The sequence below is a fragment of the Legionella sp. genome (assembly GCF_965140895.1).
Classification (GTDB): domain Bacteria; phylum Pseudomonadota; class Gammaproteobacteria; order Legionellales; family Legionellaceae; genus Legionella.
On sequence record NZ_CBCSKT010000013.1, the window covers coordinates 67,555 to 87,363 of the forward strand.

A 19,809-nucleotide genomic window follows, 5' to 3' on the forward strand; every position below is an offset into this window, starting at 1 on the left:
TACGATGCTGCACCACAAGTGCAGCAAAATATAACGGTCAACAAACAAGAGCAAAGCATCACGTTTAACAGTACTCCCCCAGCAACGCCTATGGTAGGGGATAGTTATACGCTCACCGCTACAGGCGGTGGTTCAGGCAATGCGGTGGTTTTTTCGCTTGATGCGGGCAGTACCTCAGGAGCTTGTACGTTAAGTGGCAATATAGTTTCTTTTGCCGCAGGGGGGACGTGTCTAGTTAATGCCGATCAAGCCGGAAATGCTCAATACGATGCTGCACCACAAGTGCAGCAAAACATGACGGTAAAATTAACTCAAGCGATCGTGTTTAGTAGCTCCCCACCTTCATCTCCTACCGCAGGGGGTACTTATACAGTGGCTGCTACAGGTGGAGCCTCGGGTAATCCGGTGGTTTTTTCGATTGATGCGGGCAGTACCTCAGGAGCTTGCACCTTAAGTGGCAATATAGTTTCTTTTACCGCAGCAGGGACGTGTCTTGTTAATGCCGATCAAGCCGGAGATGCTCAATATTATGCCGCACCACAAGTGCAGCATAATATTGATGTGGGTGCAGCAGTCGCAGTGCCATCAACCCCAACCTCAGTAATTACTATCCCTGGAGACAGTCAAGTAACGCTAAATTGGTCGGTTCCTAGCGATACAGGTGGTGCTCCGATTACAGGTTATACCGTAGTTTATGGAGTAACTAGTACTTCCTCATACAATACTACAGTTGCTAATTGTAATCCAACTACCGCTCTATCTTGTGTTGTGACTGGATTAACGAATGGTACCTCGTACACTTTTAAGGTCAGTGCAAGTAATAGCAGTGGCTCAGCCCCTTATTGGGCAGGCTATTCCAGTCCTGTTATACCGACTTCAGGCCTTGCAATAAGCCCTTCCACGTTAGCCCTTTCAGGTCTTGGTAGCGGCCATGCTAGAAAAATTAAACTGATCAATAATTTAAATTATGATATTACATTAGATGCTATTCCTGTAGCGACAGCTTTTTCTCCATTGCTACCTACAGGTACTACATTGTCTAATACTACATGCAGTACAGTAACTCCATTGGTAGCTAATGGAGGCTCATGTGAGATCACAATAACACCTGGTTCAACTGTATCTTCCAATGAATTTGGGACACTTTGTACTTCGGGAGAGGCTCCCAAACCGAGCATACTTACAGTTACAGCTAATTCAGGTACAATCAATGCAGAAGTCAGTGTAGCCATATTGGGATATGGCTGCCAGTATCAAGGAGGTTATCTTTTTTCAATCGATGATACTACTGTAGCGACAAGAAGTATGGGAGGTAAAGTAGTATCCTACAAAGATCAAACGCAGGGCGTGTGGTGGGTACCTATTATTAATGGGGATACTTATTTGATTAACATCTGGGGAATCGATGACGGATCTTCGAATTTAAATCCAAGTCCTAATGCATCTTCTAGCGATCCTGCCAAATTAGAAATAGGCCAACTTAATTGCAATGGAAATTATGATGGTTCCTGTAATAGTAGTAATATTATTGCTGCTTATGGCCCTGGAATAGAATATGCTGCAGCCGTTTGCAACCAACCCATTGATTCATTAGGTAATTCTCCATGCTCTACGGGTACATGTTATATAGATTGGTATTTACCTTCGATTTGTGAAATGGATTCTGTTGGTTCAGGATACACCAGTTGTCCCTCAGATGCACAAAGTATGGCGAGTAATATTTTGGGCTTAATTGGTAATTATTCTAATAGTTGTTCCTTTAATAATACAAATAATTGCATTGCTGACTTTCATTGGAGCTCCACTGAACTTTCAAGTAATCCGCTAAACGTTGCTTGGTTTGAATACTTCTATAATGGTGGAGGCTACCAGAGTAATTACAACCCGAAATCTCTTTTTACGGCAGTAAGATGTGTTCGCAGTTTAACCTATTAAGAGAGCGGATACGGTTAATCGGAATGCATCTTACCTATACCTTTGGTAACCAGTATCTGTAAACGTTTTTATTTCAGGATGTATACTGAATTAGTTACTGTTAATTCATACTTTCGGGGCGAGTCAGGATACCTGTAATTTTGACCAGTTTGATTTTAAAAATGGTACTCTAACCCGTGTCTATCCGCAAGCAATCAAGTAGATATGAATAAACTGTCCTTTTTAAAACATATGACCTCCCTAATTGGGAGCGGCAACCGCTTATAAAGCTCTGGCCAAGCAATGAAGGGTTAAATGGTTAAAGCTCGAGAACACCTAACTGCAAGCAAGCTGGACTTACGGCCGTTATTACTGCCGTCCTGAACGCTGCCACCACCGGTAGCAAAGAACTGGAACCACGCGATGTTCTGTGGATTGTCCGATACCTCGGTAGAACTCCAGTAGTGGCCCACTGGAATGCTAAAACCACTAATATCTATCAAGCTGGATTGTATGTTTTGCAGCGTCGGCGCACCTGATGTACCACAAGCACTACTTCCGTATCCCATCTCACAAATCGCAGGCAAGTACCAATCGGCATAAGTAGCAATCGCTTGTTTGCATAATCCTGCAGCATAGTAAGTGATGTTGGTTGGTCCAGAAGATGCCGCAAAGGGAGCAGTCCCGCCATTTGCCTGCGTATTATTAGTAATGAATTGATTATAAAACGCCACGATGTTGCCTGTATTACAAGAGCCATCAGCCATTCCATTACACATAGAAAAGGATACAGGGGTAAAAGGATTTGAATTGGTATAGGTACCTGAAAAAAAAGAGACAAATGTGGCGTAAGTGGGTGAACCTATTGCGGACGTAGATGCCACACCAATTCCAGGAAGCATATCATAACTTGCATCAACAGGATCAGAACCCCCAACTCCACCACCAGTACCCCCATTTGAACTCCAAACAATGCCATTGGGATAATTAGGCGCCTGATCAGATGAGGTGACGACTTTACCGCCTACACTGGCGGTATTGGGAGTTGTGTCATCAAAAGCATAGACATATCCGCCTTGATAAATACAGCCATAACTCAATACAACAACATTGGTTGACACAGTAGTCGCATTGTCAGCGCTCACTTGAACTGCTCCGGGAACAGGGGCTGTTCCACTCGAACAGGGATTGGTGCCATCCGAGGTGGCTGTAGCGCCGGGGTTGACGGTAATCGTGCAGCTGCTGTTTGCCGTCAAGGTACTGCCACAGGTTGTGTTGTTTGAGGTTCCCGTGGGCCAAGTGGGTAGAGTTACCGATAGGTTAACCGCAGGATTACTCCCTGTATTGCTAATGGTAATGATGCGGGAAAGTCCAGACGAGGGTGTTCCACTTACTCCGTATTCTGTAAGCCCGGTGACACTTAAGGCCAATTGACTTACGCTTGTACTCAACGTGGTCGTATTCGTAACGCAGTTGACACCAACATTAGTGGCGTTAGCTCCCCCCATGGTACCGCCGCCATTGGTCACAGTACAAATCTGTGTTGCCGGCTGAGTGTGTACGGTTACATTGTAAGGTGCACCTTGAGCTACGGGTGTGGCAAAGGTAAATGAGCCATTGCCATTTATAGTCAAATTATCGCCACTATTGTCTTGCAGCACAACGGTCCCAGATAAACCAGAGACAGTACCTCCTACTGTATAAGCATTGGTGGAGCAGCTTACTTGCACGTTGCTAATATTAAAAGCACCCACTGTGCCACTACCGTTGGTCACGGTACAGGTTTGGGTGCTGGGTTGAGTTAGTATCGTCACGTTATAGGTGGCACCTTGAGCAACGGGTGTTGAAAAAATAAAGGAACCGTTGCTGTTGGCAATCAAATTATCGCTGCCGTTGTTTTGCATCACAATCGATTGGGATGCTGCAAGTCCAGAAACATTACCCCCTACGGTTCGGGTGCTGGTGGAGCAATTCACGGTAACATTGTTGATGTTGGCATTGGTGATGGTGCCACTGCCATGTGTTACGGTACAGGTTTGGGTTTCAGGTTGACTTTGTACTGTGACCAGATAAGTACTCCCTGGAGGCAGGGCATTGGGAAAAGTAAATGTTCCGTCTGCATTAAGGGTTAGAGCAACGCCACCGTTGCTCTCCAGCACCAAAGTACCTGAAAGACCAAATACAGAGCCTCCTACTGTATAATCGACCGCCGGTCCTTTGGTAATGTGTAAGCTATTCGCGGCACTTGGTTGATAGCATTGACTTGGATTGCGTTGGCTACATACAACAGGCCCACCATTGACATTCCCATTTAAAGCGCTGCCGTTAATGGATAAAGTCAAAGTACACGATTGCCGGTAGCCCAAAACAAAGGGGTTGGGGCAATTACCTGATGTCGTTACCTGTGTTACTCCAAGAATGGCTTTCATCGCTAATGTATATGATCTTCGGGATTGATTGGTGACATAATAGCTCACCTTGGCAGTGTCATTCGCTGCTACGGTGATTGTTGTTGCCGCTAATGGTGTAAAAGTCCACAAAGGCGTTCCTGCATGCACCAAAGCCATAGTACATATCAGCCATACGCCTATCATTATGTTGTTAAAAAACCATTTGCCGTTCATCTTGTGTCCTTATGCGGTGTAAGTAAAATTCAATAAAATCCATTAGTATAAACATGGTTTAAACCAAGCCCACTGCTTTTTCTCAATAGTTCTGCTAAGCAAAATCGGAATAAAAAACCTCTCTGCCATATCATCAGATTCATTAACTCCTCAATTTGTTATCTGTAAATCCAAAAATCTTGTCCAACAATTGAGGCTACGTATACACTAGGCCTTGATGGATTTGAAATCATGCGGATTTTTAAAAAAGAACAATTCAATATTTGGATGTATGAGACATGCACGGAAGTGTCTTTTATCAATCAACAATTTGGCCTTTTAGGATGACCTTGTATATTTTAGCTAACTTACTGAAAATAAATCAAATTAGAACATGACATTTTATCTGGGTAAAGTTTTTTCAGCTTTTACAACAAGCAGGAGCATTGATTGGATGAGGTGGTCAACCAAAGCGTTATACCCCTGTTAAACAACGGTCATTAAAAAATCACTCTGTTTTTCAAATTGATTTAATTATGATGGGACTGAACGATTACCCTCTTATTGGATTTATTCAATAGTTAAAATGTATAAAATTAATTGATCAAACAAACTGATAGGCAGTAACATTTTTAAAATATTAAGAACCTTAGGCAATATCCCGAACCGATAAAGTGCTCTGGGCCGCCTTGATTTAATAATTTTTACGATTAATCCAACAATTGCTATTGGTGGCTTAATAAAAAACATCTCTTTTTGATTGCTCCCAGAAATTAAAAGTTTAGCGTAATCTTGTTTATAACGGCTGGCATCTATATCCAGATATTTTTTTGATAGCATTATTGCATTTTCTCTGATTTCCGTTTGCAAAGGACCTGATTCAATTAAAACTACACGAATAGGGCTATTAATCGCTTTTAACTCCAAACGTAAAGCATCATTTATAGCACGAAGTGCGTATTTAGATGCCGCATATATGCCTCTGTAAGGAAAAACACAGATACTTAACATAGAACTAATGTTAATAATAGTTCCTGTTTTTGCTTCATGCATTAATGGCAATATCAAACGTGTGAGTTCACACAAGCCAATATCATTAATTTGAAATTGATACGCTAAAGTTTCATATGCTACATCTTCAATAGCCCCTGCAACTGCAACTCCTGCATTATTCATTAACACATCAATTTTTCCATGACTAAGATAGTTCACTTCATCTACACACTTAAGAATCGACTCCTTATTCAATAGATTAAGTAATATGGGATATATATTGGGATGAGTAAACTTCTTTTTTTCCTCATCTTCCAATACGGTTGCAAATACAGTATATCCCTGTTCAGCCATCGATAAAGCCAATTGAAAGCCAATTCCAGAAGAACAACCAGTGATAAGTATATTCATGTAAATTATCCTAAATTAAGGTTCTCTTATCCTTTCAGCAAAGGCTTATAACGTTCTTTAAAATAGTAAAGAAAATAGCTTGTACCCAATAAAGCAAGTAATGCCATAGGAACGCTCGGGGGGTTTAAAAAAATAGCAAACAGAACATAATTAAGCACAAAGGGAACTAAAAGGCATATAACAATTAAAGGTATCGCATAGTTAAATAAAAAAAACAGCCCCATAAAAATTTCAACCATCTTCATAAAGATAAAAAGATACCCGGTGGTACTCAGTGCGGAAAGTAAACTTTGCCCATGTGACGAAGTAGAGGATTTAGGCAACATATTTAAATGGAACAAATCATTAATTCCATAGAGCAAAAATAAAAGGCCTATTACGATTCGAATACAATGATACAGTTTGTTATTGATAAACATCATTTAATCTCCTCTTTATAATCAGCATTAAATAATTTATCTATAAATTTCCCACCTATGGGGCCACCGAAAGAAATATTAGGGCACTCATCCCTTAGTTTTTTTTCAAAATAAATAATACCGCCATATCGATGATGTATTAAATGACGCGCTTTTAAACGGCGAAACCATTTATACTGATTTAAAAGGGAATGTTTGAAATGCACATTGTCATGAATATAATAAAAAGCTACTGCATACAACAAAGTAGTTATTATAAAAATAAGCGAATACATTAAAGAAAATAACATAAAGGCAGAACACTCTACTGCAAGAATAACAGACAGCCAAATAATATGCTCAATTATATTATAAAGATCTAAATCACTGTGATTCGCTATTTCCCTATGCCGATGATGAGCAAACAAATGATACTTATATATTGCGACCCCCCAGATTTTGCAATGCAAAAGAAAATGAATAAACCAGCCAACACAAACAGCAAGAAAATAACTAAAAATAATAAAAAGCAGAATACTCATAAATAAAAATCCTTAAAAAACATTTTCTTACATTTCCATGCCTTTCTTCCCACACCTAATTTTGGTTAATAAAACACAATGGGGAGTAATCCATATTTTTTTTTACATTAATAAATGTCGACAGTAAAATAATCGAAATATTAAGCAAAATAATAATTACAATGGTTCTTGAATAAACAATTGGAGTAATATTCAGATAGATCTCCAAGAGCATTTTTTGTAACAAATAAGCGAGAAGAATGCCGATAAAACTAGAAAACACCGCATAAAAGCCATATTCGCATAGCCAGATTCCCATTAAACGAGAGTTCTTTATCCCAAACACTTTGAGCATAGCCGTTTCTGTTTCCCGCTCCTTCCGGGTAGTCCATAACACCATGTTTTGTGAAACTATCCCAACAAAAAGAACGAAGAGGAAAATCCAGGCAGTTAAGATAGATAATTGTTGAAAAAAGTGTTTTGCTTGCTCAATAAGCATAGCAATCGATAAAACCGAAAACGAAGGAAATGTTTGGCGCAGTAAATCCAAATCACCTTCCTGAGATGTAAGTAAACGAACGCCTACCAAATAACTAATAGGAATATGTTCCATAAGCGATTGAGGCACAATAATGTAGAAATTAGGCTGTTGATTTGCCCATGCAACTTTTCGTATGCTGGTAACAGGTACAGAAAGTTGTTGTTCGGCAATACGCAACGACAGTTTATCACCTACCTTAATTCCAAAATTCTTTGCCAAGCCTTCTTCTATAGAAGCCTGATACGCCTGATTTTTCGCGCTAGACCACCATGTTCCGGAGGTTATTTGGTTATCTAAAGGCAATTGATTGCTAGCCGTTATATTTAATTCACGAGTTAAGGCATTATTATGAATGTGCTCTCCCCTTTCATTTTTTTTCAGGGGAGTTCCGTTTAACATGGTTAATCTACCACGCAAAATGGGATACTCATGCACCACATGCAATTTATGGAGAGTGAGGAATTGTTTTAACGGATTTATATTTTCAGGAGCAATATTAAAAATAAAATAGTTAGCCGTATTAGGACGAATTTGCTTTTGCCAGCTATTAAGCAAACTGTCATAGAGCAGGTAGCTAAAACAAGCGGCAAAAGAAATAAGAGTGAAAACGATAACTTGTATATAGCTCTGGGGCATATATCGTGCGATATTAAGAGCGGCTATATTTAAGACAACAGGTAATTTATGAGCAATTTTTCGTAAAAAAGCACCCGAAGCAAAACACAGTGTTTTTGTTATTATTACAATTAGACACAAAAACAAAAGTCCAAATAAAAGCAGCCGTGCATCCTGTAAGTATGCATACAGTAATGCGAAAAGTATTATTCCTTTAATAAAAACAAATAACCAATGAAAAGAACCCTTTTTTAAAGGTTGGCGTCGTAACACGTGTAAAGGAGAAACCTGGCTTAAACCTAGCCAATGCTGAAATCCAAAAACAAACAGAAACAAGGCACAAAAAAGTAGCGATTTTACTCCCGAACTCCATTCAATAGGCCCAGAATCAGTGGAAAGAACCCCCGGTAAGATCGATTCTAAAAAGGAATGCCACACCGAATGAAGTGCAAATCCCAAGGGCAATGCAATTAGCCCTGCAAGAAAAATTAATATCAGAAATTGAACTACTAAAAGAATAAGAACGTGTAGCTGTGTCATGCCCAAACACCGTAATAGTCCAACGGATACATCATTTTTTCGATTATATTCTTTTAAGCCAACGTTAATTACACTAGCGGTTAATAAAAGAATGAGAAAAATAGAAATTTTTAAATAACTCATAATCTGAGAAAAACCTGTTTTCAATTCAAGTCTTCCATCTAAAGCAGAAACCGCACTCTGACCACTTTGCAGCAAAGGTTTAACCCATGCAACATAAGGCTCTATTTGACCAGCAATAAGAACTAAATAGTCAGCTTTGCTTCTGGGGCCAAGAATATTAGCTTGGGATAAATCCTCTAATGACATCAAAACCGTAGGGGCAATTTTAAATTGCTCTGATTGCCCATCGGGAGTTGCATACAAATAACGCTCAAATATAAAATTCTTAGTCCCTATTTCGATGGTATTTCCTGGATGAACATGCAATTGCTCAGCGGCCCCAGGTTCTAACCAGACGGAACCTTTGTTGGGAAGAGCGTTGCTACTTTGTATTGTTTTTGGATCGGCCTTATCACTAGTTTTTATTTTTCCGTATAAAGGATAATTGGAGCTTACTGCTTTTATCTGGATGTTGGCGAAATGAGTATCGGGCGTTTTACTGGCTGCAATGGTATTAATATAGACGACATTTGCCGTAGCCAAATTCATTTTAATTGCTTGTTGTTGCCAAAGTTCGGGCAATGGTCGAGGGCTTTTTAAAATCAAATCGCCACCGAATAATTCAGCTGCTTTCGTATTAATCCCCGTTTGCATTCCTTCAGAATACCAGGAAATACTAGATAACAGAGTAACGACCATAATCATTAATAAGAAAATGGTACTTAATCCCCCCTTACGCCAATTACGAAAAAACAACAAACTTGCAAAATAAACTAATTGGTTAATATTCATGTAAACATCCATTAACAATAGTAAATTTTCGTTGGCAGCGGCCAGCCAATTTAGAGTCATGAGTTACAATAATGAGAGTGGTTTTAAACTCTTGATTTAATTTGAACACCAAGTCACTGATTAAAAAACCGTTTTTTTCATCTAAATTAGCTGTAATTTCATCTGCAAAAAGAATTTTAGGCTGAGTGACATAAGCTCGCGCTATTGCTACTCTTTGTTGTTCACCTCCAGATAATTGGTTAGGATAGTGATGCAAGCGATCACTCAAACCTACCTGTTCCAAAATGTGCTTTGCCATTGCTTCTGGTTTTTTGATACCTTGGATCTCTAAAGGAAGAGTGACATTTTCAATAGCATTTAGCATCGGTAATAAATAAAAGCCCTGAAAAATAAAGCTAATCTCTTTCGAACGTAATTTGGATTTCTCACGCTCGCCAAGAGTAGCCAAGTCATATCCCGATAGATATATTTTTCCGCTGGAGGGATTGTCCAGGCCTGCTAATAATGCCAAAAGAGTTGATTTACCTACGCCAGAAGGCCCACATATTGCGATGGTTTCTCCCGCATGGATTTTTAAGCTAACATTATGCAAGATAGTTAACGTTTTCGAATGAACAAGAACCTGCTTTCCTACATTTTTTGCAACAATAATTAAGGGTCTATCGATGAAATCAATCATTTTTTCTCTACTCATACTCTGTTCATCAATTGCAACAGCAACCAACAATGTTTTAATTATAGGCGATAGTTTGAGTGCAAGTTATGGAGTTGAAGAAAATAAAAGTTGGAGTGCATTAATCAAAGAGAATTTACATAAAGAGTATCCTGGTTATTATTTAATCAATGCCAGTATTAGTGGTGAGACCAGCAACGGAGGGCTAAGTCGTTTACCTGAGTTATTAAAAAAATATCAGCCACGTATTCTAATTATTGAATTGGGAGCAAACGATGGATTACAAGGATTACCTATTCAGGTGATTGAAAATAATTTAAGTCAAATGATCCGCCTCGGAAAAAAATCTGGATCACAAATTTTATTAGTAGGAATTCGCATTCCGGAGAACTTAGGGCCTACTTATACCCAACGTTTCACAGCAATTTATCCTAAATTGGCAGAACAAGAAAAAGTTCTTTTATTGCCTAATCTACTAGAAGGAATTGATGAAAATCCCGAACTATTTCAGGAGGACGCGCTTCATCCTAATCAACAAGCCCAATCGTCAATCAGTGCCAACATATGGGACAAGCTATCTATCCTGCTTAAAATCCATTAATGGGTTTTGAAGTCCTCACGACCGGAAACCTACGCTAAGAGAAAATACTGTTTTAATCAAGAAAATTTATTTTTTTAAGGTTCTATTTTTAATCATCGACAAAAAAATGCTTTTGTTATTGAAATATTAGTTTTTCCTAATATAATGGAGCTAATGAATACATTAATAAACACTAGCCTAGAGGTAATGAAAAACAATGCCTCTAAGGCGGAACAATTACTTAAGCTTTTAGCTAATTCCAAAAGGCTTCTTATTTTATGTTATCTGCTGAAAAGAGAATGCACGGTTGGCGAGCTCGAATCTCTTATTGGCTTGTCTCAATCTGCACTATCACAGCATTTAGCCAAGATGAGGCACGAAGGTGTACTTGCGGTTAGAAAAGAAGGCACTCGAGTTTATTATTTTATTAGCAAACCGGAAGTAGAAGCTGTTTTGTCGACGCTTTATTTAATTTATTGCAAGGAATAGGACAATCTATTCATTAGAGGAATCTAATGTTTTGTTTAAGGATTTTCGTCATGCCATTAAGCAGTATCATCCTAAGAAAACACATGGCTTTCATTATTATAACAAGCGTAATGTCGACTTCTCTTTACCCTGGCTCGATACCTATATCATACTCCAAAGCCATTCGCCTGGCGCTAGCAAATAACCCTAAAATCCATGCGGCAAACGCGTCTATTGATGCGGCACTTGGGACGGCAAAGCAAGCAGACAGTCTGAGTTGGCCGCGACTGGGACTTGAAGTAAGCGGAGCACGCTCTGATAGTCCGCTGTCGGTATTTGGTTATAAACTGAGTCAAGGGAATGCTAGTTTTGCTGATTTTGGTGCCAATCAATATACTGGACTAAACACCTTATATACCAAGCCACATGCATTAAACCATCCAGGATATTACAGTAATCTGGATACAGCGTTTAAGCTAAGCGTTCCTATTTACTCCGGTGGAAAAATAAGAGCTCAGCAAGCACAAATGCGTGCTCTGGTTGTATCAGCGCAATGCGGTAATCAACAAGCCCAAAATCAACTGGCGTATGAAGTATATTCATCCTACGAGCGATTTCTAACTGCCAATCAATTAGTCACTGTAGCTCAAAGACAAGTTATTCGTGCAAAAGAATTTTTATCAACAGCTAAAGCATTAAAAAAGCAATCAATTACCCTAGATAGCGATGTATTAATGGCAGAGGCTTATTTAAACAGTTCTCTTCTTGGCTTATCGAATGCGCAAATTCAAGCAGAGAATGAACTAGAAAGCTTTAGAACCCTGCTTGGCTCTCCTGAGAGCTCCTTTGCTCCAAGTCGGCACACGACCTTAACCACAAACACAAAACACAATGCTTTATTGATGACACAAGCTTTGAAGGACAATCCATCAATTAAAACCCTTCATGCACGTCTTCAAGCAGGAAAAGCGGCAATTGCGGTCTCTCAGGCACTATATAAACCCCAGGTAGCGATGCAATTAAGACATGACTGGAATGGCAATACCATCGGCTCAGGACTTCCATCAGATACGATTGCCCTAGGCGCGAATTGGACTTTATTTAGTGCCGGCGAGCGCGCTGGTGCTGTTCAAGTAGCAAGTGCGAATGCAAAAAAAATCCAATTTGAACTGGATGAGCAACGAAATCAATTGCAATTGCAATTAAAAAAAATACAACGTGCCGAACAACAAACTCTTTACGAATTGCAATTAAGTCGACAAATAGCAGGGAATGAAGAGGCTGTCATCCAAAAACTAAAGCAGCGATTTGGTCGTGGGCTAGTGCCTCTAAATGCGTTGTTGGAGAGTCAAATGAAACTAACACAAAGTAAAGCACAAGAATTACAAGCACGTCATCAATCAAGATTGCATCAAGCGCATTGGTTGATGCTCAGTAATCAATTAATTCCTAAAGCGATAAAAAGCGCGTAAATTGATTGTACATCAGGAGACTCAAGTGAAGGATGGATTTTATTCCCAAAATAAGCTCAATAAAGCAGGGCAATTGGCGCGAATTTTTATTCAATCCAAGCTGACACTGCTGCTAATTATTGGGGTTTTGTTGTTTGGGGTACTGGCCCTGGAGCGTACTCCACGAGCCTATAATCCTGAAATTATTGTTCCCGCTGTAACTATTTCTGTAGATCGTCCAGGCAGTGACAGTCAAGAAATGTTAAATCAGATTGTTCGTCCCCTAGAAGGGTTGATGGCCTCTATTCCAGGAGTAGAACATACTTATGGGATGGCGATTGATGATGGAGCCATGGTCACGGTTCGCTTTAAAGTAAACGAAAATGAAGAGGCCAGTTTAGTTAAGGTCTACAACCAGATAAACAGTAACATGGATAAAATGCCTCCGGGTACTTTAATGCCTTTAATCCGTTCTATCAGTTTGTATGATGTCCCACTGGTGACACTGACATTACATGCTAAAGGCGCAAATCCAGTTGAATTGCGCGCACTTGCCGATAAAATTTTGGAAGAAGTGCGTGCAGTGCCCCAAGTAGGGAAAAGTTGGGTCATGGGAGCATCCCCGCGGGCCGTCCGTGTCTGGCTTAATCCAAAGAAAATGGCGGAACACGCCATTTCAATTACTAATATTCAGCAAGCGCTATCTATTAATAACATCAGCCTTGATGCAGGAACATTAGAGCATCAATTAAGCGAAACACCTCTTCGCATCGAGAGCTCACTTATTTCCAATCAAGACTTAGCTAACATTATTATTGGCACCGATGGAGCGAGACCTATTTTATTAAAAGATATTGCAACGATTGAAAAAGGCGCTAAAGAAGAGTCAATTGCCTCCTATTTTGCCTATGGAGTTCAAAGCCAATCGAAAAAAACGGAGTTAGAACCCGCGGTAACCATCGCTCTTGCGCGGCAAAAAGGAAGCAATGGAGTTGATGTGGCAAAAGCACTTTTGAATAAACTCGAGCAATTGCAAAACAGTCAGCTCATTCCAAAAAACATCACTGTCTCAATCACTCGCAATTACGGCGATGAGGCTAATGATGCAGTAAATACCCTGGTGGAGCACTTAGGAATTGCGATTATTAGTGTCGTGCTATTGCTTATGGCTTTTTTGGGGTGGCGCGAAGCATCAGTGGTTATTTTTTCGATTCCTTTAATTTTATGTCTGGTGCTTGGTATTGGCTGGCTATCCGGCCAGACCATTAACCGCATTACTCTGTTTGCGCTCATTCTTTCATTAGGCCTCTTGGTAGACGACAGCATTGTGGTAATTGAAAACATTCACCGTCATATTATGAAAGGAGTGCAAAAAAACTTTACTCGCTTGGTTATTTATGCAGCCAATGAAATTGGTAGGCCCACAATTATTGCTACCTTTACGGTGATGCTTGCGCTGCTTCCTATGGCCTTTGTAGGCGGAATGATGGGGCCATTCATGGCACCTATTCCTTTCAATGCACCATTGGCGATGATTGTATCGCTCTTTATCGCTTACAGCGTGGTTCCTTATCTTGCTTATCGTTGGTTAAGAACTAAAGCTAAAAAGCAAATGAATGAACATCATCAAAGCCAAAACACTTGGTTACAGCGAGTATATCTTATGTTATTCAAAGGATTCCTTAGCTCATCGAAAAAAAGACATTTCTTTTATTTGAGCATTGTCGTATTGCTTTTTGCAGTAGTACTCCAACCTGCCTGGCAATTTATTCGCCCTGCAGGCCCTAACGGTTCATTAAGCCCGCTTGGGGTTGAAATTAAAATGCTACCTGATGACAATGTGAACACCTTTTTAGTGTCCGTTGATGCAGGAGCTAACGCCTCGTTAACCAAAACAAATGAGTTGCTTAGCGCGCTAAGTCAAACCATCCAAAGAAATCCTTATGTCACCGACTTAGAGTTGTATTTAGGAGAATCGGCCCCAGAAGATTTTGCTGCTCTGGTGCGAGGGGATAATCTCTTGCGCGGCAGTCAATACGGTCAAATACGTGTGAATTTAATGAATAAGCATCACCGAACTATTGGTTCACATCAAATTGCAACCCAGGTGTATCAAAGTCTTGTGCCTTTGCAAAAGCAATACCCACAAAGCCATATCAAGCTTTTTGAAAGCCCTCCTGGACCACCTGTTCGCTCACAAATGGAAGCGGGTCTCTATGGAGCTGACTACAACAAATTAAGAGCTATCGCTCATGAGATTAGCTCCGTGATTTACCCAAAAATCTACGGCATGATAAATATTGATAACTCAGTGACTCAAGACACCAATCAATATCGTATTAAAATTAACCATAATGCAGCCATACTGGCAGGTTTAGCCCCCCAAACGATAGCGCAGGAACTGAGCGTTTTGTTTAAGGGTATTTCCGTCGGAAATGTTCATGGACCCAATACTAGAGAGCCAGAAAACATTATTTTGCGTTTGCCGCAAAAGGTGCGCGAAGACGTTCAGGTACTGAATCAATTGTATCTAAAAAATCAGCAACAACACTTAATTCCTCTGGCACAAATTACAACCCTACATAAAGATAAAGAGGAAAAACCTATCTTTACTAAAGACCAAACACCCGTTGTTTATGTAACTGGTGAAGTGTTAGGTTCAAGTCCTGCTTATGCAGTCACTTCTGCAACAAAAATGCTCAAGAAGCCGCCTTTTTCACTGGAGATTGAAAATTTAGGATTTCATGAGTCACAGCCGAAGCGTTTTAGCAAAAATCAACTCTTTTGGCTTGGTGAAATGCGCCTAACGCTGGATGTATTTCGTGATTTAGGTTCAGCCTTTATAGTGGCCATCGTCTTGATTTATATTTTGCTGACTGCTTTTTACCAGTCGTTTTTTATTCCCCTAATTATTATGGGGGCTATACCTCTAACTATCATTGGCGTTTTTCCTGGCCATTGGTTGATGAACCAACCCTTTACGGCTACATCCATGATAGGAGTCATTGCCTTAGCGGGAATCGTTGTTCGAAACTCGCTTTTGCTCATTGATTTTATTTTAGAGCATCAACATCGGGGCTCCTCTATAACAGAAGCGGTTATTGAATCAGGCGTGGAGCGAATTCTACCGATTGTCTTAACAGCACTTGCTATTATTCTAGGTTCCGCTGTGATGTTATCGGATCCTGTCTTTGGCGGCCTTGCTATCTCTTTGATTTTTGGTTCATTTGCCTCGACTGTACTTACCTTGTTTTTAATTCCATTAATCTATTTAAGCTGGTGGAAGCGTACTCATTAAACTCAGTATTAGGAGAATAGAAGATGACTATTGAACGTATTCTTCATATTGTCGCTGGTGCCTTTGTTCTGATATGACTAGCTCTAGGCGTGTCGGCCAGTCCAGTATTTATCAACGCTAATTTTTTATGGCTTACTGTATGTGTAGGGGCTAATCTTTTTCAAAGTGGATTTACAGGATTTTTCCCTCTTCCTTTTAATACAAAGGTGCCCCACGCTAATCCTAATACAGCAGAAGTAAACGAACCAATTAATACCCCAAGTTTGGCTGCATTTAGTAAATTTTCATCATCAAACGCCAACATTGCAATGAAAATAGACATAGTAAACCCGATACCAGCAAGAAGACCTACTAATGCCACGCCTCTCCAAGTCACATTTGGTGGCAATTGACAGCATCTTAGCCGCACAGAAACCCAGCTCATACTTAGGATGCCTACAGGTTTTCCAATCACCAAAGCTATAGCAACACCAATAATAATTCGAAGCTCATTATCGGAAGAGAACGCTGTATTGCTAAAGTTTACACCTGCATTTGCCAATGCAAATAACGGCATCACCATATAGGCAACCCATGGATGTAAAGCCTTTTGTACTCGAACAACAGGAGGCAACAATTCTCTGTGAGCAAGCTGAATTTTTCGAAGCGACTGATCCAGATTACGATCGTCTTCTATTTGTGGACCTCGGATAGTAAGCTCATTAACAATGTTTGACAACATATCTAAAGGGCGCTCTGCCATACGCACCGATACTACGGGTGTCATCAAACCTAGCACCACTCCGGCCAAAGTAGGATGAGCACCAGTTATCAGAATTCCGATCCAGATAATAGCACCAGGAATAACATAACCAAAAGCAGAACCAATCCCAATATGCTGAAAGGCTTGTACTAAAAGGATACCGAAACCTGCAATCAGGAATCCCCCATAATTAAGACCATCCGAATAAAATAGTGCAATAATAAGCACTGCAATAATGTCGTCAATGATGGCCAAGGTCAGCAAGAATATCCGAATATTTCCAGGAATAGAACGGCCCAATAAAGCCAGCACGCCAACAGCAAAAGCAATATCAGTAGCTGTTGGTATAGCCCATCCATTCTGTTGAATCGGTAGAGAATTGAATTTAAGGAAAATCAATGCAGGCACAATAACGCCACCCAGTGCAGCAACCATTGGGAGCATCGCTTGCTTGCGATCACTTAATGAACCATCGTGGATTTCGCAACGAATTTCCATACCAACAACAAGAAAGAAGAACGTCATTAGTGCATCATTGATCCAAAAATGCAAAGAACGGGAAAACTCAAATCTGCCTAGCCCAATGGAAAATGGGGCGTGCCATACATTATTATAACTATCAACCAGAGGTGAGTTAGCCCATATTAAAGCTATTGCTGCGGCAATGAGCAGCACGATACCACTTACGGCCTCGATATGTAGAAAACGCTCTATTGAAGCAAAAGCTCGTTCTGCCAAAGCTTGAGCACGTGGCAAATTACGCTGTGTAGGATGGCTATTCGTAGTCATATTTCCCATAATTCCTGAAAGATAGATGTCTTTTTCAACTGTGGTGGTTAAGTTAGAAAGAATAATTATCCGATTCATTTTATCAAAGTTTGTGTCACCATCATAATTTCTTAACTGAGTAAGGGTAAGACATCTAAACAAAACTCTTTAATAAATGTTCATTTTAAACAAAAAGCTACTGTCCCCTTAATATTAAACCCTATACTATATTTAGAGTTAAGCCTATTAACGTGCTGGGATTACTTTGTTAACAGTGCCATAGACCAATATTTTAAATCTTGTTGTAGAAGTAGATTAACCAGGTCGAGCGTACACTTAACATTACTCATGGACATAAGGAAGGGATGACGCTTTAACTGAATGGCAGCGTGTTTCGCATCGTCCCCATAATTTCATAAATTGGTATGAAATAGCCGAAGCGGCTATTTCATAGTAGCAGGTGCTGCGGCACTGTTTTCGAAAGGGAAATAGCGTAGGCTAAAAAACACCATATTGTCATTTGTCTGACCACCTACCGCTTTTCCAACAGGGACACCGTCTTGGTGTGCGTCAGTGCCAGGGAATAGAATCCTCTTTGTATAGGAATATTGTAAGCCGGCTCTGAATTGACCGTATGCTCCATTATAGATTTTATTCCACAAGCCAATAGTTACTTGCCACAATTCTTTGGTGTTTCCCTCACAAACGCCTCCTTCAGTACTGCAACCAGAGTTATTCGCGTTAGGAGTACCTAAACCAAAGAAATTATTCGTTGGCGGAGGGGAATAAAAAGAAGTCGCTTTTTGTCGTTCTTCACCACCAAAAACATAGACATCAAGAGCCGGAGTAATATGTGCTGTAATTCCTGCCATAACCGTGAATTCATCAATTGGTTTCAAAGAACCGTTTTGAGCAAAAGTTACGTCGGGTAATACGCCTGAAGAATAGCTGCCGATACCGCTACCTAAAAGCGTGCTCCCTTGAATATCCAGTTTGTTTGGGATAATTTCAATGAACGTACCGATTCCAGCGCCATAGCCTGTGGTATTCATGTTGGTTTTTCTACCATCTGTGTAATACACCCGATCATAAAAATCACGGTAGATACCAAATACCTCCAGATGAACCTTATGATTATTGAGCGTATCCTGGTAAGCCAATTTTCCTATAACATCAGGAACATGATTAAATGAGAAAAGGTTTGCTGCGGGTAAAAGCTGGGTGCCTGGGGCGCTACAGTAGATATTGCTAATTCCATTAAAAGCAGGGCCTACTCCTATAGGAGCAGGAACACAAGCTGGAGTTCCTCCGAAGAGGGTTTGTGCATTTTCAGCCGATACTGCAGCCCAGAAGTTCTGGCCAAAATTTTTTGTCAATCGGAGCTGAGGTTGGCGCTTCCAGAGAAAACCGACAAGGTACTGGGCATCAATGGTTGGTGGAAGTACTTCATGGCGTGGGGTAATACCATCCTTATCTAAGGTTATAAGTGCCCAGGTTTGTCCCGCAAGAAGATGCCATCCCTGTTGGTTCCAATCGATATTGGCATAGAATTGGCGGATTCGTAAGTCAAATGAGTTACTCTCATTCGAGTTACCAGAACCATTACCTAAGAAGTCTGTTTCGACATAACCCGAAATGAGGGTTTGAGGGTCAATATTGCTTTCGGCTAATGCTGAAAGGCGGCTTTGACGGGCAGATAAGCGAAATTCATGTATATAAGCTTGAGGTAAATTTAGTGTTGGAATTGCGGCAAAATTGGAGCCTATATCTGTCATGATATTACGCGAACGCCAAACCCCTTCGCCAGCAAAGAAACCGCCAGGGGTGATGGTGATTTGGCCAATATGAATTTTTTTATCAGACCAGAGCTTTTTACTCACGGCTTTTTGGGGTGGCTCTTTCGCATTCTTTTCCGCTTCAGCGTTGATCGGTGTAGATACGCCAACCAGGATACATGATGCAAACAGCATTTTTGATAGCGGCTTCAAACTAAATATCGTAGATTTACAAGAATGATTTACAGCATGGGCCACTTTCTTTTCATTGCAAAAAGTGTTATTAATCAATTTAGTACATCCTTTTAAAAACCAACACAGCATAGAAACAGACTCATTATCTGTTCCTCTAATTGCACTTCCTGTAATTTTTTCAATTCGAGAACTATGCCTGTTGTTCCTCATAAGCGCACCCTGAAAAAAATTACTGCGTAATTATCCATCAGATAGGGGTATTTTCCCAGTTAAATTTTGAAAAATTTAACTAGTGAGGAGGGTGGTTGAAGAATCACCAACAGCGGGTGTTAAGCAGACCTCATTAAGTATCTATACCCATCGCCATTGAAAGTACTGGAAATTTTTTCTGAAATGAATTAAAAGTATCGGCATTATGAGATTTCATCC

The 19,809-nt window shown here is 40.2% G+C and carries 13 protein-coding genes; 5 read left to right on the top strand and 8 right to left on the bottom strand.

Going from position 1 to position 19,809, the window contains the following annotated elements:
- On the top strand, positions 1 to 1,935 hold a 1,935-nt coding region (locus ACQY7T_RS02130; protein WP_428411070.1), incomplete at its 5' end, for a fibronectin type III domain-containing protein.
- A 290-nt stretch (positions 1,936 to 2,225) separates the two neighbouring features.
- Here the strand turns inward: ACQY7T_RS02130 and ACQY7T_RS02135 are convergent.
- From ACQY7T_RS02135 to ACQY7T_RS02160, 6 genes are all read right to left on the bottom strand, one after another.
- Positions 2,226 to 4,538, bottom strand: a complete 2,313-nt coding sequence (locus tag ACQY7T_RS02135; protein WP_428411071.1) for a hypothetical protein — start codon at positions 4,536 to 4,538, stop codon at positions 2,226 to 2,228.
- A gap of 549 nt (positions 4,539 to 5,087) precedes the next feature.
- Complete coding sequence (locus ACQY7T_RS02140) at positions 5,088 to 5,921, bottom strand: SDR family NAD(P)-dependent oxidoreductase (RefSeq protein ID WP_428411072.1); 834 nt, start codon at positions 5,919 to 5,921, stop codon at positions 5,088 to 5,090.
- Positions 5,922 to 5,947: 26 nt separating this feature from the next.
- Positions 5,948 to 6,343, bottom strand: coding sequence for a hypothetical protein (locus ACQY7T_RS02145; protein ID WP_428411073.1), 396 nt, complete (start codon positions 6,341 to 6,343; stop codon positions 5,948 to 5,950).
- The gene (locus ACQY7T_RS02150) at positions 6,340 to 6,861 is read right to left on the bottom strand and encodes a hypothetical protein (RefSeq protein ID WP_428411074.1); all 522 of its coding nucleotides are present in this window, start codon (positions 6,859 to 6,861) and stop codon (positions 6,340 to 6,342) included. Before ACQY7T_RS02150 ends, ACQY7T_RS02145 begins: the two co-directional genes overlap by 4 nt.
- A gap of 55 nt (positions 6,862 to 6,916) precedes the next feature.
- Complete coding sequence (locus ACQY7T_RS02155) at positions 6,917 to 9,430, bottom strand: ABC transporter permease (RefSeq protein ID WP_428411075.1); 2,514 nt, start codon at positions 9,428 to 9,430, stop codon at positions 6,917 to 6,919.
- The gene (locus ACQY7T_RS02160) at positions 9,420 to 10,124 is read right to left on the bottom strand and encodes an ABC transporter ATP-binding protein (RefSeq protein ID WP_428411076.1); all 705 of its coding nucleotides are present in this window, start codon (positions 10,122 to 10,124) and stop codon (positions 9,420 to 9,422) included. The genes ACQY7T_RS02155 and ACQY7T_RS02160 overlap by 11 nt, the downstream gene beginning before the upstream one ends.
- Between ACQY7T_RS02160 and ACQY7T_RS02165 the strand changes: the two genes are divergently transcribed.
- The 4 genes from ACQY7T_RS02165 to ACQY7T_RS02180 all read left to right on the top strand — a co-directional run bounded on the left by ACQY7T_RS02165 (position 10,096) and on the right by ACQY7T_RS02180 (position 15,900).
- Positions 10,096 to 10,704, top strand: coding sequence for an arylesterase (locus ACQY7T_RS02165; protein ID WP_428411077.1), 609 nt, complete (start codon positions 10,096 to 10,098; stop codon positions 10,702 to 10,704). The genes ACQY7T_RS02160 and ACQY7T_RS02165 overlap by 29 nt on opposite strands.
- Positions 10,705 to 10,857: 153 nt before the next feature.
- Positions 10,858 to 11,172, top strand: a complete 315-nt coding sequence (locus ACQY7T_RS02170; protein ID WP_428411078.1) for an ArsR/SmtB family transcription factor — start codon at positions 10,858 to 10,860, stop codon at positions 11,170 to 11,172.
- 50 nt (positions 11,173 to 11,222) lie between these two features.
- Positions 11,223 to 12,623 (top strand): TolC family protein, encoded by a 1,401-nt coding sequence (locus ACQY7T_RS02175; protein WP_428411079.1) that lies wholly within the window; start codon positions 11,223 to 11,225, stop codon positions 12,621 to 12,623.
- A gap of 25 nt (positions 12,624 to 12,648) precedes the next feature.
- The gene (locus ACQY7T_RS02180) at positions 12,649 to 15,900 is read left to right on the top strand and encodes an efflux RND transporter permease subunit (RefSeq protein WP_428411080.1); all 3,252 of its coding nucleotides are present in this window, start codon (positions 12,649 to 12,651) and stop codon (positions 15,898 to 15,900) included.
- A 160-nt stretch (positions 15,901 to 16,060) separates the two neighbouring features.
- On the opposite strand, the gene nhaA is transcribed toward ACQY7T_RS02180, so the two are convergent.
- The gene (gene nhaA / locus ACQY7T_RS02185) at positions 16,061 to 17,509 is read right to left on the bottom strand and encodes a Na+/H+ antiporter NhaA (protein WP_428411081.1); all 1,449 of its coding nucleotides are present in this window, start codon (positions 17,507 to 17,509) and stop codon (positions 16,061 to 16,063) included.
- A 344-nt stretch (positions 17,510 to 17,853) separates the two neighbouring features.
- Positions 17,854 to 19,590, bottom strand: coding sequence for a hypothetical protein (locus ACQY7T_RS02190; protein ID WP_428411082.1), 1,737 nt, complete (start codon positions 19,588 to 19,590; stop codon positions 17,854 to 17,856).
- Between the last annotated feature and the right edge of the window lie 219 nt (positions 19,591 to 19,809).

Excerpts from the sequence above, each read along its gene's own strand:
- ACQY7T_RS02135 (WP_428411071.1), bottom strand. The coding sequence starts at position 4,538 with ATGAACGGCAAATGGTTTTTTAACAACATAATGATAGGCGTATGGCTG.
- ACQY7T_RS02140 (WP_428411072.1), bottom strand. The coding sequence starts at position 5,921 with ATGAATATACTTATCACTGGTTGTTCTTCTGGAATTGGCTTTCAATTG.
- ACQY7T_RS02145 (WP_428411073.1), bottom strand. The coding sequence starts at position 6,343 with ATGATGTTTATCAATAACAAACTGTATCATTGTATTCGAATCGTAATA.
- ACQY7T_RS02150 (WP_428411074.1), bottom strand. The coding sequence starts at position 6,861 with ATGAGTATTCTGCTTTTTATTATTTTTAGTTATTTTCTTGCTGTTTGT.
- ACQY7T_RS02155 (WP_428411075.1), bottom strand. The coding sequence starts at position 9,430 with ATGAATATTAACCAATTAGTTTATTTTGCAAGTTTGTTGTTTTTTCGT.
- ACQY7T_RS02165 (WP_428411077.1), top strand. The coding sequence starts at position 10,096 with ATGAAATCAATCATTTTTTCTCTACTCATACTCTGTTCATCAATTGCA.
- ACQY7T_RS02160 (WP_428411076.1), bottom strand. The coding sequence starts at position 10,124 with ATGAGTAGAGAAAAAATGATTGATTTCATCGATAGACCCTTAATTATT.
- ACQY7T_RS02170 (WP_428411078.1), top strand. The coding sequence starts at position 10,858 with ATGAATACATTAATAAACACTAGCCTAGAGGTAATGAAAAACAATGCC.
- ACQY7T_RS02175 (WP_428411079.1), top strand. The coding sequence starts at position 11,223 with ATGCCATTAAGCAGTATCATCCTAAGAAAACACATGGCTTTCATTATT.
- nhaA (WP_428411081.1), bottom strand. The coding sequence starts at position 17,509 with ATGAATCGGATAATTATTCTTTCTAACTTAACCACCACAGTTGAAAAA.
- ACQY7T_RS02190 (WP_428411082.1), bottom strand. The coding sequence starts at position 19,590 with ATGAGGAACAACAGGCATAGTTCTCGAATTGAAAAAATTACAGGAAGT.